Raw genomic sequence first — 14,411 nt, 5'->3', positions numbered from 1 at the left:
GTCGAACACTGCACCGACGACCGAATCGAAGAAGGTGGAATCGTGGCCGAAGCCAAGGGCGCACCCAAGCTCTACGCCCAGCTCATCTCGTCCGCACCCGGAGCGTTCCTCGCCAAGCAGTTCGGTCTGCCACAGCCCGAGAAGCTCCGGCGCTACCAGCCCGGCGAGCCCCCGCTCCCCGGCCCCGTCCTGCTCGGCGGCAACGGCCGCCTGGTCGAACCGATCCGCAACCTCCTGAGCGACTACACGTTCGCCGAGCCGTCCGACACGAAGTTCGGCGCACTCGTCTTCGACGCTACCGGCATCACCGACCCCGCGGGCCTCGAACAGCTCTTCACGTTCTTCCAGCCCACCCTGCGCAATCTCGCCCCGAGCGGCCGCGTCGTCGTCCTCGGCACCACGCCCGAGGAAGCCGGATCGGTCGACGAGCGCATCGCTCAGCGCGCCCTCGAGGGCTTCACGCGCAGCGTCGGCAAGGAACTGCGTCGCGGCGCGACCGTGCAGCTCGTCTACGTCTCCCCGAAGGCCGCGACCGGCCTGTCCGGTGTGGAGTCGACGCTGCGCTTCCTGCTCTCGGCGAAGTCGGCCTTCGTCGACGCCCAGGTGATCCGCATCGGTGAGGGCGACGCCACCGCCCCCGAGTCGTGGGAGCGCCCGCTCGCCGGCAAGGTCGCGGTCGTCACCGGCGCGGCCCGCGGCATCGGCGCGACGATCGCCGAGGTCCTCGCCCGCGACGGCGCGACCGTCGTCGCCGCCGACGTCCCCGCGGCCGGCGACGCGCTGACCCAGACCGCCAACAAGGTCGGCGGCACCGCCTTCGCGCTCGACGTCACCGCCCCCGACGCCGGCGAGAAGCTCGCCGCGCACCTGCTCGAGCGTCACGGCGGCGCCGACATCATCGTCCACAACGCCGGCATCACCCGCGACAAGCTGCTCGTCAACATGGACGCCGCCCGCTGGAACGCCGTGATGGGTGTGAACCTGATCGCCCCGCAGAAGATCACCGACGTGCTCGTCGAGAAGGGCGCGCTGAAGGAGGGCGGCCGGGTCATCGACGTGTCGTCGATCGCCGGTATCGCCGGTAACCGCGGCCAGACCAACTACGGCGCCTCGAAGGCCGGTGTCATCGGCCTCGTCCAGGCGACCAGCGAGGCGCTCGCCGACAAGAAGATCACCGTCAACGCCGTCGCTCCGGGCTTCATCGAGACCGCCATGACGGCCGCGATCCCGGTCGCCACCCGCGAGGCCGGCCGCCTGATGAGTTCGCTGCAGCAGGGCGGCGAGACCGTCGACGTCGCCGAGACCGTCGCGTGGTTCGCGAACCCCGCGTCGAGCGCCGTGACCGGGCAGGTCGTGCGCGTGTGCGGCCAGTCCATGCTGGGGGCCTAGATGGCACGGATCGAACTGCCCTCGCTGCCGTCGACCTTCGACATCTACAGCCGGGCCGTGCTCGGGGCACTGCCCGTCGTGGGCGCCTCGGGCGACAGCCTGCCCGACGACGTCCTGGTCCTGCGGTCGCTGAAGGTCGATCCCGACGATCTCGCCGAGTACACCAAGGTGTGCGGGTTGCGGTTCGGCGACAGCCTGCCGCTGACCTATCCGTTCGTCCTCACGTTCCCGCTCGTGATGAAACTGATGGTGTCGAAGGGCTTTCCGTTCGCCGCCGTCGGTTCGGTGCACGCCGAGAACGTGATCGAGCAGTTCCGGCCGATCTCGGTCACCGAGCCGCTCGACATCGCAGTGCACGCGGAGAACATGCGCGAACACCGTAAGGGCCTGCTCGTCGATCTCGTCAGCGAGGTCAACGTCGGACGCGAGCTGGTGTGGCGGCAGACGTCGACCTTCCTGCACCAGCAGCGCACGTCGCTGTCGGGTCAGCCCAAGCCGGAGCCGAAGGAGGAGGAGATCCCCCTGGTCCCCACCTCCACGCTGCGGGTCGACCAGAAGGTCATCGACCGCTACGCGGCGGTCTCCGGTGACCGCAACCCGATCCACGTCTCGACCCTGGGTGCCAAGGCCTTCGGATTTCCGAAGACCATCGCCCACGGCATGTGGAGCGCGGCGGCCACCCTGTCGGCAGTCGAGGGGCGGATTCCCGGCAAGGTGACCTACGCGGTGCGGTTCGGGAAGCCGGTGCTGTTGCCGTCGTCGCTGAGCCTGTACGCGCAGCACGTCGCCGACGGGTGGGATCTGGCACTGCGGCATCCGAAGAAGCAGTACCCGCACTTGACCGCCACGCTGCGGTAGGACGGGAACAACCCAGATTTCGGGCGGGACGGGACGCGATGGGGGCGTTCCGCCCCGCCCGAACCCTTGTGTGAATATCCTTGCGGCCGAAGCATTCCCGGCGAGAAGAATCAGTGCATCTGGTCGGAACGCTTGCGTCCCGCGAGACCGCGCCAGGCCAGGTTCTCGAGCAGATCCGCAGCCTGCTGCACGTCGATCTCACCGCCGGCGATGCGGTCGGCGACGGCCTCACCGGCACCGACGAGCGCGACGGCCATGATCGTGAAGTTCGTGTCGGGTTCCGGATCGCGCGTGCTCGATTCGAGCAGATGCGCGGTGAGTTCGATCAGCCGGTCGCGGCTGCCCTGCACCTGGGGCGCGAAGGCCTGCTGCGACAGCGCCTGACGATAGAGGACCATCCACGACGGCCGGTGCTCGTCGACGAAGCCGAGGAACGACTCGAGCGCAACCCGCAGTTGTTCACGCGGGGCGAGGGTGGGATCACCCGCCGGTGTGAGCGCCTCGACGAACCGCTGTCCCTCGCGGGCGATGCACGCCGCGAACAACTCGTCCTTCGACCCGTAGTACAGGTAGAGCATCGGCTTCGAGATCGACGCCCGCGCTGCGATGGCGTCCATGGACGTGTTGTGGAAACCGTGCTCGGAGAACACTTCGACGGCGGCGTCCAGCATCTGTTGCTCGCGGACCGCACGCGGCAGTCGCTTGGTTCCGCCCGCCATGACTCCTCCCGGACTCCTCGAATGAATTTCTTACTCTACGGTAGGAAGCCTGTGGTCGAAGCAACCTGCGACATTTCAGCAGTCCAGGGCGCCCTTCGCGCGTGTCACGGTCCGTACCGACTCGTCGACCCATTCCGGTGAGAGCGTGCCCTCGGCGACGACCTGCTCGAGATGGTCGAGCACGGCGGGCACCTCGTCGGTGGTCAGCCACAGTGCCTGGTTCACGCCCGCCACCATCGCGGCCTCGACGGCCTCGGTGATGCCGTAGGTATCGGTGATCGCGCGCATCCCCGACAGGTCGTCGGTGAAGATCACGCCGCCGAAGGCGGGGCCGCCGTAGGCACCCGAGCGGAGCAGGTCCACCGCTGCCGGGCTGATGCTCGCGGGCAGCCCGCCGGTCAGACCCGGCACGTCGAGGTGACCGAGCATGACGCCCACCTCGGGCGAGACCAGGCTGCGGTACGGCACGAGATCGCTCTGCTGCAGTTGCTCGATCGGCGGGGTCGTCACGGCACCGGTGTGCGAATCACCGGAGGCCGAGCCGTGACCCGGGAAGTGCTTGAGCACCGGCATGATTCCGGCGTCGATCAGTCCCCGCGCATAGGCGCCGGCGTACTGCGTGACGACCTCGGGATCGTCGGAGAACGAACGGTCGCCGATGACCGAGTCGTCGGGCTGGCTGCTCACGTCGACGTCCGGCGCGAAGTCGACGGTGATGCCCAGCGACTTCAGTTCCTGTCCGCGTTCGAACGCCATTCGGTAGGTCTCGTCGACCGTCATCGTCTGCGCCGTCACCCGCGCGGACGGATCGGGCCCGAACAGGTCGCCCACGCGCGACACGCGGCCGCCCTCCTCGTCGATCGTGACCATGAGCGGCAATGCGCTCTGCGCGGCCACCTGCGGCACGAGACCGTCGGTGAGCATCGACGCGTCGGTCCAGCTGCCGATGAAGATGCCACCGATCTGCTCGGATTCGACGATGGCCTGCGCGTCGGCGGCTCCGGTGACCCCGACGTTGAGCAACTGGGCGAGCTTCTGCCGCAACGTGAGCCGGGCGAGCAGATCGTCGCCGCAGGTCGCCGACGTCGCGGCCGCGGTCGCCTCGGTGGTCGTGGTGGTGGACGAGGCGGGCGCGGTGTCGGACGAGGCGGGCGCCGGGCTCGACGTCGTCTCGACCGGGTCGTCGCCGCCCGAATCGGACGAACCGCATCCCGCGGTGGTGAGGGCGACCGCGAGCACGGCGGCGACAGTGTGACGGATCCGCATGGTGCCGACGGTAGCGGACGAACCTCGAGGACCCACAGCTCGAACCTCCCCCAGGGACGCTCCGGCGGGTTAAGGTGCACCCGAGCATCCGAATCCGACCCAGGGGGTACGCGGTGGGCGCAGATCTGATCCTCATCGCCTACGACGGTTCCGAGAACTCGAAGCGTGCCGTGCAGTATGCGGGTCGTTTCCTCGAGTCGTGCCGCGCCGTCGTCGTCACCGCCTGGGAGCCGATGGTCCGGCAGGCCGCCCGCATGTCCGGCCTGTCCGGTGTCATGCAACCCGACTGGGTGCCCGACGAGGACAGCGAGGACGTCGCCCTGTCCGACGCCCGCATCACCAACGACGAGGGTCTCGAGATGGCACGCTCGGTAGGTCTGCACGCCGAGGGCCGCACCGTCGAGGTCGTCAACGCGGTGTGGTCGGCGATCATCGAGGCCGCCGACGAGCTGGACGTCGACATCATCGTCACCGGCACCCGCGGCACCACCGGTCTGCGGTCGCTGTTGCAGTCGTCGGTGGCCGATCACGTGCTCCGGCACAGTCACCGGCCGGTCCTGATCGTGCCGCCGGGTCGCTGACGCCCCGTACCGGGTCACCGGCGCCGGGTGCGGGCAGGGATATTGTCGATCCACCATGGACGGATTCCTGCTCTCGCGCGCCGAACGCTCGGTGCACGCCACCGGCACCCGCCGGTTCTTCGACGACGTCCACTCCGCCACGCAGGCACTCCGCAGCGGTAAGGCGACGATCGTCGTCGGTGCACTGCCGTTCTCGCGGCACCGTCCGGTGGCCCTCGCGCAGCCCGACGACGTCGAGATCGTCGACGGCCCGTGGCAGGCCCCTCCCGACCTGTCGGACCTGCCGCCGGTGCGGATCTCCGCCGAACTGCCGCTGCCCCGCGTGCACGTCGAGCGGGTGCGCCGGCTCGTGGAGCAGATGTCCCTCGGGGAGATGGAGAAGGTCGTCGCCGCCCGGCGGGTCACGCTCGAGGCCGACGAACCGCTCGACCCGCTCGCTCTCGCGGCCCGCATGATCGAACGCCATCCCGACGCGGCGACGTACGCGCTGGACCTGAGCGCGGCGGGCGAACGCTATTGGGGTCACACGCTGGTCGGGGCGACCCCCGAACTGCTCGTGAGCCGGCGCGGCGACACCGTCACGTGCCGTCCCCTCGCCGGGACCGCCGCACGCCGGGCCGATCCGGACGAGGACCGCCGCGCCGGTGAAGACCTGCTGACCTCGGACAAGAATCTCACCGAGCACGGTTACGTCGTCGACTGGATCCGCACCCGATTGGCCCCGCTGTGCAGCGACCTCGACATCCCCGACAAGCCCGAACTCACCGCGACACCCGATGTCTGGCATCTCGCCACGCCGATCACCGGCACCCTCCGCGACGCCGGCACCGACGCGCTCACCCTCGCCCACGTCCTGCACCCCACCCCGGCCGTGGCGGGCACCCCCACCGAGGCCGCGCTGGACGTGATCTCCCGGGTCGAGGGCGACCGGCGCTTCTACGGCGGCGCGGTGGGCTGGTGCGACGAACAGGGCGACGGCGACTGGTTCGTCGCCATCCGGTGCGCGGAGCTCAGTTCCGACGGCCGACGCGCCGTGACCTGGGCCGGAGGCGGCATCGTGGCCGATTCCGATCCCGTCGCCGAACTCGACGAGACCACCGCCAAACTGCGCACGCTGCTCGGCGTGCTGGGTGTGTAGCGCACCGCGGCAACGGTGAAGATCGACTCGGAGGCTCGCACCGTCCGCCGACGCCTTCCGGGGTGATAGTTTGGCGCGGACCGATAGACAGCGTGGCGGCCGGCGATGACTGCCTGCGTCACTGGAGATGGGGAGACGGAATGGGGAAGTTCCTGGGACCGGGCCTGGGTAGCGTGGTCGTCGGTGCCGTACTCGGTGCCGTGGCGGTCTTCGGTGTGACGGCCGCTGTGCAGGAGAATTCGCGCCCTCAGATCGATCGCAGTGGCAACGCCGATTCGTCCCTCCTGAACCAGGTTGAGTACGGCAGCCGCTGACGGCGCCGGCAACGCTTCGAGTTCACGCACGTACCGAGGCGAGACGGAGCTCCCGTCCGCCGAACCGCTGTCCCGCCGGTGGCTGTACGCAGTCACCGCGGTGGCGGTGATCCTGTCCTTCGCCCAGGTTCCGGGCCTGGTCGTCGCCGACACCAAGTACGACCTGACGCAGAACCCGATCGGATTCCTCACGCGCGCCGCTCACCAGTGGAGCAGTGTGGCGCCGCTCGGGCAGGTGCAGAACCAGGCGTACGGCTACTTCTTCCCGCACGGCTCGTTCTTCGCCGCGGGTCAACTTCTGCACATTCCCCCGTGGATCACCCAGCGGGTGTGGTGGGTGCTGCTGCTCGTCGCCGGATTCTGGGGCCTCGTCCGCCTCGCCGAAGCCCTCGGCATCGGGAGCCGTAGCTCCCGCCTGATCGCGGCGACGGTGTTCGTGCTGTCCCCGCGCGTCCTCACGACGCTTGGTTCCATCTCGTCGGAAGCACATCCGATGATGCTGGCGCCGTGGGTGCTGCTACCGCTGGTGCGGTATCTGAACACGCCGAATCCGGGCTCGGCCCGCCGGCTCGCCGCGCAGTCCGCCGTGGCGGTGACGCTCATGGGCGCGATCAACGCGGTCGCGACCGCCGCGGCCTGTCTCGTCGCGGCGTTGTGGTGGGCCGCGCACCGCCCGAACCGGCGCTGGTGGCGCTTCACCCTGTGGTGGCTGCCGCTGTGCGTCGTCGCGGTGACCTGGTGGATGGTGCCGCTGCTGCTGCTCGGCCGCGTCAGCCCGCCCTTCCTCGACTTCATCGAATCGTCCGGTGTCACCACCGAGTGGACGTCGCTCGCCGAGGTGCTGCGCGGCACCAGCAGCTGGACGCCCTTCGTCTCCCCCGAACGCATCGCGGGCGCCGTGCTCGTCACGCAACCGGCCGCCGTCCTCGTCACCGGCGCTCTGGCCGCGGCCGGTCTCGCCGGCCTCGCGATGCGGTCGATGCCTGCGCGCGGTCGATTCACCCTGATCCTCGTGGTGGGTCTCGTCGGCATGGGCGTCGGTTACGTCGGCGAGCTGGACTCGCCGTTCGCCGAGCAGGTCCGGTTGTTCCTCGACACCGCCGGTGCGCCGCTGCGCAACGTCCACAAGCTCGAACCGCTCGTACGACTGCCGATCGTGCTCGGGATCGCGCACCTGTTGCGCGCCGTGCCACTGCCCGGATCGGTGCCGTGGTCGCGCGCCCGGAACGCCTTCGCGCATCCCGAACGCAATCCGACGGTCGCGGTGACGACGCTGATCCTCGTCGCGATGACGCTCGCGACCTCACTCGCGTGGACCGGGCGGCTCGCTCCGCGCGGCGCCTACGACGAGGTCCCCGAGCACTGGCACGCCGCGGCGGCCTGGCTCGAGGACAACACGAGCGAGCGCGGCGAACGCGCCCTCATCGTTCCCGGCGCGCCGTTCGGCAGCCAGATGTGGGGGCTCACCCGCGACGAACCGATGCAAGCACTCGCGTCGACGCCGTGGGCCGTGCGCGACGCCGTCCCGCTCGTGCCGCCCGGCGCCATCCGTGCCCTCGACGCCGTGCAACGCGACATCGCCGACGGCCGTCCGTCCGACGGTCTCGCCGCGACCCTGCGCGGTCAGGGCATCGGCTTCCTGGTGGTGCGCAACGACCTCGATCCCGACACCTCCCCCGCCGCGCGACCGGCACTCGTGCATCGCGCACTCGACGGTTCGCCGGGAATCGAGCGGGTCGCCGAGTTCGGTGACGACATCGTCTTCGACAACCCCGACGACTTCGTCACCGACGCCGACCTGCGACCTGCCTATCCGGCCGTGGAGATCTACCGCGTCGCCGAACCCGCCGCGGCGCCCGTCGGTCCCTACGTCGTGGACGTCGCCGACGTGCCGGTCGTGCAGGGCGGCCCCGAAGCGCTGCTGCGCCGCAACACCGCGCAGCCCGATTTCGTCGGTCCCACACTCCTCGCCGCCGACGCGGCCCGCGCGGGTCTGCCCGTCGACGAGCTGACGGTCACCGACACCCCGACGGACCGCGAGACGGACTACGGGCAGGTCGACCATCATTCGTCGACGATCCGCGCGGCCGACGACCCGCGCCGCACCCACAACGCCGTCCCCGACTATCCGGTGCCCGACACCGAACTCGTCCGCGCCGAATGGGAAGGCGCCCGCATCAGCGTGTCGAGCGCGGCATCGGATGCCACCCAGCTCGGCGGCACGTCGGTCGCGAGCAGCCCGGCCGCGGTGGTCGACGGCGATCCGACGACCGGCTGGCACAGCAACGGTCTCGAATCGGCGATCGGCCAGTGGCTGCAGCTCGACCTCGACCGGCCGATCGAAGCGGGTCTGCTGCACCTGACGACGAGTTCCGGAGCCCTCGGCGATCCCGTCAAGTGGCTCGAGGTGTCCACCGACCGGGGCAGCACGGCGGTGCGCGTCGACGAACCGGGACGCGAACAGACGGTCGCGCTGCCGCTGGGCACCACCTCGTGGATCCGCATCACATCGGTCCACACCGAACGCGGCACGGTCGGCAACCAGTTCGGTCTCACCGAGGTGGTCGTCGAGGACTTCACCGACCGGAACGAACCGCACCCGATCGACATCCGTCGCCGCATCGTGGTGCCGGGCCCGGCCGAGGACGCCGCGGTGCGCGGATGGCAGCTCGGACAGGAATTCCCCGGCCGCGGCAGCTGTGTCGACACCGACGACCGCGTGCGCTGCGCGCGGGGACTCGCCACCTCCGCCGAGGAACCCGGCGTGTTCACCCGCACCCTGGACGTGCCGGAGGAGACCTGGGTCCGTCCGGAACTGCTCCTGCGCGGGCGTCCCGGGCCCGCGCTCGAGGATCTCGTGGACCGCTCGGATCGGGTCGTCGCGCGCGGTGACGCCGACGTTGTCGACCTGCAGGGCTCGGCGTTCGCCCTCACCGACGGTGATCCGCGGACGTCGTGGACCGCGGAGGAGAGCTCGCTCGAAGCAGGTGCGCCGCGGCCGTCGCTCACGCTGGAACTGCCCGAGGAACAACGCGTCACGGGATTGGACATCAGGGCGGCGCTGGGAGCGCTGCCGGTCGCGCCGTCGCGGGTCGCGGTGAATCTCGGCAACGGACCGCAGGTGCGCGAACTCGACGGTGACGACACGACCGTCGACCTGACCCCGCACGTCACGGACCGGATCGAACTCACCGTGGTGCGCTGGCGCGACACCCTCGATCGCACCGTGCTGGGTTTCTCGAAACTCACCCCGCCCGGGCTCGCCGAGGTGTCGGTGCTCGGCGACGACGGGCCGATCGGGGCACAGGGGTCCGTCTACGACGAGACGGTGACCGTCGACTGCGAGCGCGGACCCGTCGTGGAGATCGACGGGCGCAGCTACCGCACGTCGCTCACCGCGCGGGTCGCCGATCTCGCGGCGGGCGTGGAGGTTCCCGCGACGCTGTGCGACACCGACGTCGTCGGCACGAACCCGGGCCGGGTCGACATCGACGTCGATCCCGGTGCGGCCTTCGTCGTCTCGGGTCTACGGCTCGACGTCCCCGGTTCCGATGCGCCCGTCGCGGAGCCGACGGAACTCGACAAGGGCCGCTGGACGGAGAACCTGCGCGAGGTGACGGTCCCGGCGGGCGACGAGGACCGGCTCGTGGTGGTGCCCGAGAGCACCAACGTCGGCTGGGTCGCCCGCACCCCGGACGGTGCCGTGGCGACGCCGGTCGTCGTGGACGGCTGGCAGCAGGGCTGGATCGTGCCGGCCGGACCGGAGCAGACGCTGACCCTCGAGTTCGCGACCGACCGCTGGTACCGGCTCGGGATCTTCGGCGGGTTGCTGTTGCTCGTCCCGTTGTTCGCGGCGGCCGTGTGGCCGCGGCGGCGCGTCGACGATCCGGGTCCGATGCCGCGCACCTGGGGTTCGTCTGCTCTCGCGCTGACCGGTGTGCTGGTCGCGGCGACGCTCCTCGCGGGATGGGTCGGTGCGGCCGTCGCGGTCGCCGGCGCGGTGGGGGTCGGTGCGCTCGCGGTGCGCCGCGGACCCGACCTGGCGTCGCGCGTGCTCGTGGGCACCGCGGGCGGCGCGACGATGCTCGCGATGGCGCTGCTGTCCACAGGGCCGTGGCGATCACCCGACGGATATGTCGGGCACTCGTTCCTGATTCAGTTCGCGGCGCTCGTCGGCGTGGTCGCAGTGGGCCTGGCGGCGGTGCCGCGCCGGGCCTTGTCCCAGCGGTGGAAGGCGGCCCGCGCCGGCTCCTCGACGAGGGCGTAGCTGACGGACGCGACGGCCAGGCTCAGCACGACCGTCACCGTCAGGACGAACCAGAAGTGCCCCGCGAAGGCCGGGATCCCGAAGACGGGGAAGACGATCGACAGCACCGCGAGGTGCCAGATGAACACGCCGTACGACCAGCGTCCGACGGCCAGCGCGGCCGGGCTCGCCAGGATGCGGTGCCGCCGGCGCGGCGCGAGGGTCAGCGGGGCGAGCAGTGCGAAGCTCATGATCGCGCCCAGGGCGATCTTGGCGAGATATTCGGTGGGTGCGAGGTCGGTGAGCGTCTCCGGTCCGGCCAGCGGGGTGGCCGCGGCCGCGAAGGCGCCGACGGCGATCGCTCCCATCACCGCGCGCCGCGCCGCGAGCCGGTGCACCCACGTCTCGGGTCCGGTGACGAGTTCGGCGAGGATCATGCCTGCCGCGAACCAGGGCAGGTAGCCGGGCAGCCAGTTGGTGTGATTGATGTGGTCGGGGGTGCTCACCGGAACCCACGCCCACAGCAGCGACAGTCCGCTCACGGAGAGCAGCAGTGGGACGCGGTAGCGGGCAGCGTGCCCGCGCAGCCCACTCACCGCCAGGGCCAGCAGCGGCAGCACGAGGTAGAAGGCCACCTCCACCGACAGACTCCACATCTGGGTGAGGCCCTCGGTGAGGGTGAGTGGGACGAACACCTGCACGAGCGCGAGATTCGACCACCACACCGTCGCGCCGCCACCCGCACCGGGCAGCAACCACAGCACCAGGATCACGACGGTCCAGTAGGCGGGGAGGATGCGGGTCGCACGGGAGAGGAAGTAGCGGGTCGTCGAAGGGGACGGTCCGAGCCCGCGGGCCGCCGCGGCGTGCGGACGCCACAGTAGGAAACCGGACAGGGCGAAGAACAGGGCGACGGCGAGGTCGAACCGCGCCCACACCCGGCCGATCAGCGGGTCGTGCACTGCGCCGGTCTGGAACGCGACGTGGGTGATCAACACACCCACTGCGGCGAAACCGCGCATCCCTTCGAGTGCAGGAAGGAATCCGCTCACGCTGCGGGTCCGGTCGGTGGTGGTGGTCATCGGGCACCAGTGTGCCGTGTCGCGGGGCGGCGGACAGAGCAGGATCGCCCGGAACGGGACGATCCCGGCAGCGACGAAGATCGACTACGGATCCGTCCCAGTGGTGAGCGGACGCGCATATTGCCATACCGGGCTGTTAGTGTCTGAGCTCACGTGGTGTTCGCGGGCCGGATGCCAGGCGATCCGTGCAGCCCTGCTGCTGCCGGTGGGGGTACTCGATGACGACCGTTGAGTGAGGAGAAAGCATGGCTGAGCGTTCGAGCTCCGGCCGGATACTGGCAATGATTCTGGTGGGCCTGGGGGCCTTCCTCCTGGTGATCGCGATTCTTGTGCCGACGTACACGCTCGGGAAGCTGAGGACGACACCGCTCGATCTCGAGGTGACCACGGTCGCCGAGGGCACGGGCGACATCCTCAACTCCCGTCAGCTGCTCGCCGGCAACGCTCAGGTCGATCGTGACGTGCCGATCGTCGCGCAGCGCTTCGTCACCGTCGAGGATCCTTCGGACGCCGAGATCATGACGCTTCAGTCCGGTCAGACTGTGCGACGACTCGACATGCAGGGGGACACGGGTCTGGTCTCCGCCATCGTCGACCGCGTCACGGTCGACCGGAAGACGTCCATGCCCGTCTCGGCGGAGGACTACCCGGATCGCGTGAGCACGGTCCAGGTCAATGCCGACCGGCCGCCGGTGGAGATCGACAACCGCGAGGGACTGCAGTACAAGTTCCCGTTCGACGTCCAGCAGGAGTCGTACCCGTACTACGACATCAACGCTCGCGACAACTTCCCCATCGACTTCGTCGGTGAGGAAGAGATCAACGGCATGAAGGTCTACCACTTCCATCAGGAAATCGGCCCGATCGACCTGTCGAAGGCCGACCGCGAGGTCCCGACCTACAAGCTCAGCCTGCCCGCCTCCACCTGGGGTGTCGGCGAGGGCGACGAGCCGATCACGATGACCCGCTGGTACAACAACACCCGCGACCTGTGGGTCGACCCGGTCACCGGCGTCGTCGTCAAGGGCCAGGAGCAGCAGGACCAGTATTACGCCCGCGAGGCCGACAAGCCCGAGGTGACCGTTCTGAACGTGACGCTGCCGTTCAACGAGGAGACGATCGAGTACCAGATCGAGCAGGCCAAGGACGGCCAGGACACCATCTCCCTGTTCGGCCGCACCCTGCCGATCATCCTCGGCATCCTCGGCGTCATCCTGCTGATCGTTGGTTTCCTGCTCGGCCTCCGCGGCGGCGGCAACCGTCGCCCGGCCACCGCGACCGGCGGTCCCGCTCCGGCAGGCCCGGCCACGACCACGGTCGGCCCGGCGCATTCGGCCGGCGCACAGCGCGATCACACCGACGACCGCACCGAGGTCATCCCGCGCCAGACCGATCCGAACGCGCAGCAGCGCGACTGGACGACCGATCAGACGCAAGAGATCCCGCGAACCGATCTGCGGAAGCCTCCGACGCAGGAGTGATCGTCCGGTGGACGAACCGAGCCGCCCCTCACCGATCCCGGTGGGGGGCGGTGTCGTTCGTGGGTGACTCGTCGGCGGACGGGGTCGCCGCGTCGTCCGTGGACGACCGGGTCGCTGCAGCACCGCGCAGAGAAAGCACCGCGACCACCGCGGCCGTCGCGGCGGCCACACCGACGGCGATGGCGATGAACTGCCGCAGGGTCGACGCCACCGTGAACATCAGCACCGCCTCGAGGGCGAGTCCCGCCCACGCGACGAGCGCGAGATGGGTACGTTCCCCGGCGATCGCCGACAACAGCGCGCCTTGCAGGACGGCGAGACACGCGCCCTGCAACGCGAACAGCCACAGCAGCGACTGCACCGGCCCGTAGGCGTCGCCGACCAGCATCGGGACGATCGGTGCGCAGATCGCCGCGCCGGCGACGAGCACGGCGCCGATTGCGACGAGGACGGTGAGCGCCGACCGCACCGCGGCCGCCGACTGCGCGGGATTCGCCATCCGCGGATAGAGCACCACACCGACCGCCTGCGGCAACCAGAAGGCGACCTTCGTCGCCACCGCCCCCAAGGCGTAGAGGCCCGCCGAATCGGGGTCGAGCAGCATGCGGGCGAGCAGCAGGTCGAGCGACGTGAGCGCGATGAGGGCCAGCTGCACCTGGGAGGCACGCAGCACCGCGCCGGCGGTCGGGACCGGTTCCGTCCTTCCACCCGACGTGCGGCCCACGAGCACGCTCGCGGCCAGCGCGACCGCACCCGTGCCGAGCGCCCCGGCGAACAGCGCGGGGCCGGGACCGCCTCCGACGGCGAGCACCGCTACGGCAGGCACCACCTTCGCGACGCCGGCGGCGGCCAGGACGGCGCTGAGCGCTGCGAACCTGCCCCTTCCCTGCAGTAGACCCTGTTCGGCGGCGAGGAGGACGAGCAGCGGCGCGGTGACGAGCGACCCGAACGCGCCCCCGACACTCGTGTCGAGCGCCCAGGCCACGACGGGCACGAGGAGCATCGCGACGACGAAGGCGAGCACGGCGCAGCGGTAACCGAGACGACGCAGCGCCGCGGCGCCGGTGCCGTGCACGGCCTCCCGGGCGACGACCGTCTGCAACGCCAGTGCCGGCACGGCGAGGACGAGCTGCGCGGCGAGCAGGCTCGCGAATTCGCCGTATCCGGCGGGACCGAGCCAGCGTCCCGCCGGCAGGTGCAACAGATAGGACGCGAGGTTCGCGGTCATCGCGCCGACCGTCACCAGTGTCATGCCGGCGACGGCGGTTCCTGTCGCCGAACCACGAATGGTCTCGGTGCCCTCCGACGCGGGTCGGGGTGTTCGCGGCATCCGCCCA

The 14,411-nt window shown here is 70.3% G+C and carries 11 protein-coding genes; 7 read left to right on the top strand and 4 right to left on the bottom strand.

Annotation, left to right across the window (positions count from 1 at the left end):
- The first annotated feature begins 42 nt into the window (after nt 1-42).
- Both ACNJ7K_RS25330 and ACNJ7K_RS25325 read left to right on the top strand, forming a co-directional pair.
- Entirely contained in the window at nt 43-1,389 is a 1,347-nt protein-coding gene (locus tag ACNJ7K_RS25330) for a 3-oxoacyl-ACP reductase (protein WP_120283685.1), read from the top strand.
- Nucleotides 1,390-2,247 carry a MaoC/PaaZ C-terminal domain-containing protein gene (locus ACNJ7K_RS25325; RefSeq protein WP_120280368.1) on the top strand — a complete coding sequence of 286 codons (858 nt, stop codon included), beginning with the start codon at nt 1,390-1,392 and terminating at the stop codon, nt 2,245-2,247.
- Between the two features lie 110 nt (nt 2,248-2,357).
- Here ACNJ7K_RS25325 and ACNJ7K_RS25320 read toward each other — a convergent pair whose 3' ends face one another.
- Nucleotides 2,358-2,966: a TetR/AcrR family transcriptional regulator gene (locus ACNJ7K_RS25320; RefSeq protein ID WP_006552668.1), complete on the bottom strand. Its 609-nt coding sequence runs from the start codon at nt 2,964-2,966 to the stop codon at nt 2,358-2,360.
- Between the two features lie 75 nt (nt 2,967-3,041).
- Nucleotides 3,042-4,232, bottom strand: coding sequence for a glycoside hydrolase family 3 N-terminal domain-containing protein (locus ACNJ7K_RS25315; protein ID WP_487042404.1), 1,191 nt, complete (start codon nt 4,230-4,232; stop codon nt 3,042-3,044).
- 113 nt (nt 4,233-4,345) lie between these two features.
- Between ACNJ7K_RS25315 and ACNJ7K_RS25310 the strand changes: the two genes are divergently transcribed.
- The 4 genes from ACNJ7K_RS25310 to ACNJ7K_RS25295 all read left to right on the top strand — a co-directional run bounded on the left by ACNJ7K_RS25310 (nt 4,346) and on the right by ACNJ7K_RS25295 (nt 10,532).
- Nucleotides 4,346-4,813 carry a universal stress protein gene (locus ACNJ7K_RS25310; protein ID WP_019290888.1) on the top strand — a complete coding sequence of 156 codons (468 nt, stop codon included), beginning with the start codon at nt 4,346-4,348 and terminating at the stop codon, nt 4,811-4,813.
- 55 nt (nt 4,814-4,868) lie between these two features.
- Nucleotides 4,869-5,951, top strand: coding sequence for an isochorismate synthase (locus ACNJ7K_RS25305; protein ID WP_268654603.1), 1,083 nt, complete (start codon nt 4,869-4,871; stop codon nt 5,949-5,951).
- A gap of 140 nt (nt 5,952-6,091) precedes the next feature.
- Entirely contained in the window at nt 6,092-6,265 is a 174-nt protein-coding gene (locus tag ACNJ7K_RS25300; RefSeq protein WP_006552672.1) for a DUF2613 domain-containing protein, read from the top strand.
- Nucleotides 6,246-10,532, top strand: a complete 4,287-nt coding sequence (locus ACNJ7K_RS25295; RefSeq protein WP_487042403.1) for an alpha-(1->3)-arabinofuranosyltransferase — start codon at nt 6,246-6,248, stop codon at nt 10,530-10,532. Before ACNJ7K_RS25300 ends, ACNJ7K_RS25295 begins: the two co-directional genes overlap by 20 nt.
- Here the strand turns inward: ACNJ7K_RS25295 and ACNJ7K_RS25290 are convergent.
- The gene (locus ACNJ7K_RS25290) at nt 10,421-11,593 is read right to left on the bottom strand and encodes an acyltransferase family protein (RefSeq protein WP_487042402.1); all 1,173 of its coding nucleotides are present in this window, start codon (nt 11,591-11,593) and stop codon (nt 10,421-10,423) included. The genes ACNJ7K_RS25295 and ACNJ7K_RS25290 overlap by 112 nt on opposite strands.
- Before the next feature lie 245 nt (nt 11,594-11,838).
- On the opposite strand from ACNJ7K_RS25290, the gene pgfA reads away from it, so the two are divergent.
- Nucleotides 11,839-13,074, top strand: a complete 1,236-nt coding sequence (gene pgfA, locus ACNJ7K_RS25285) for a cell envelope lipid trafficking protein PgfA (RefSeq protein ID WP_487042401.1) — start codon at nt 11,839-11,841, stop codon at nt 13,072-13,074.
- 28 nt (nt 13,075-13,102) lie between these two features.
- Here pgfA and ACNJ7K_RS25280 read toward each other — a convergent pair whose 3' ends face one another.
- A complete protein-coding gene (locus ACNJ7K_RS25280; RefSeq protein ID WP_487042400.1) occupies nt 13,103-14,404 on the bottom strand; it encodes a polysaccharide biosynthesis protein in 1,302 nt (433 codons plus the stop codon).
- Between the last annotated feature and the right edge of the window lie 7 nt (nt 14,405-14,411).

The sequence above is a fragment of the Rhodococcus shunpengi genome, assembly GCF_048381395.1.
GTDB lineage: Bacteria > Actinomycetota > Actinomycetes > Mycobacteriales > Mycobacteriaceae > Rhodococcus.
This window is presented reverse-complemented; position numbering and strand designations above follow the sequence as displayed.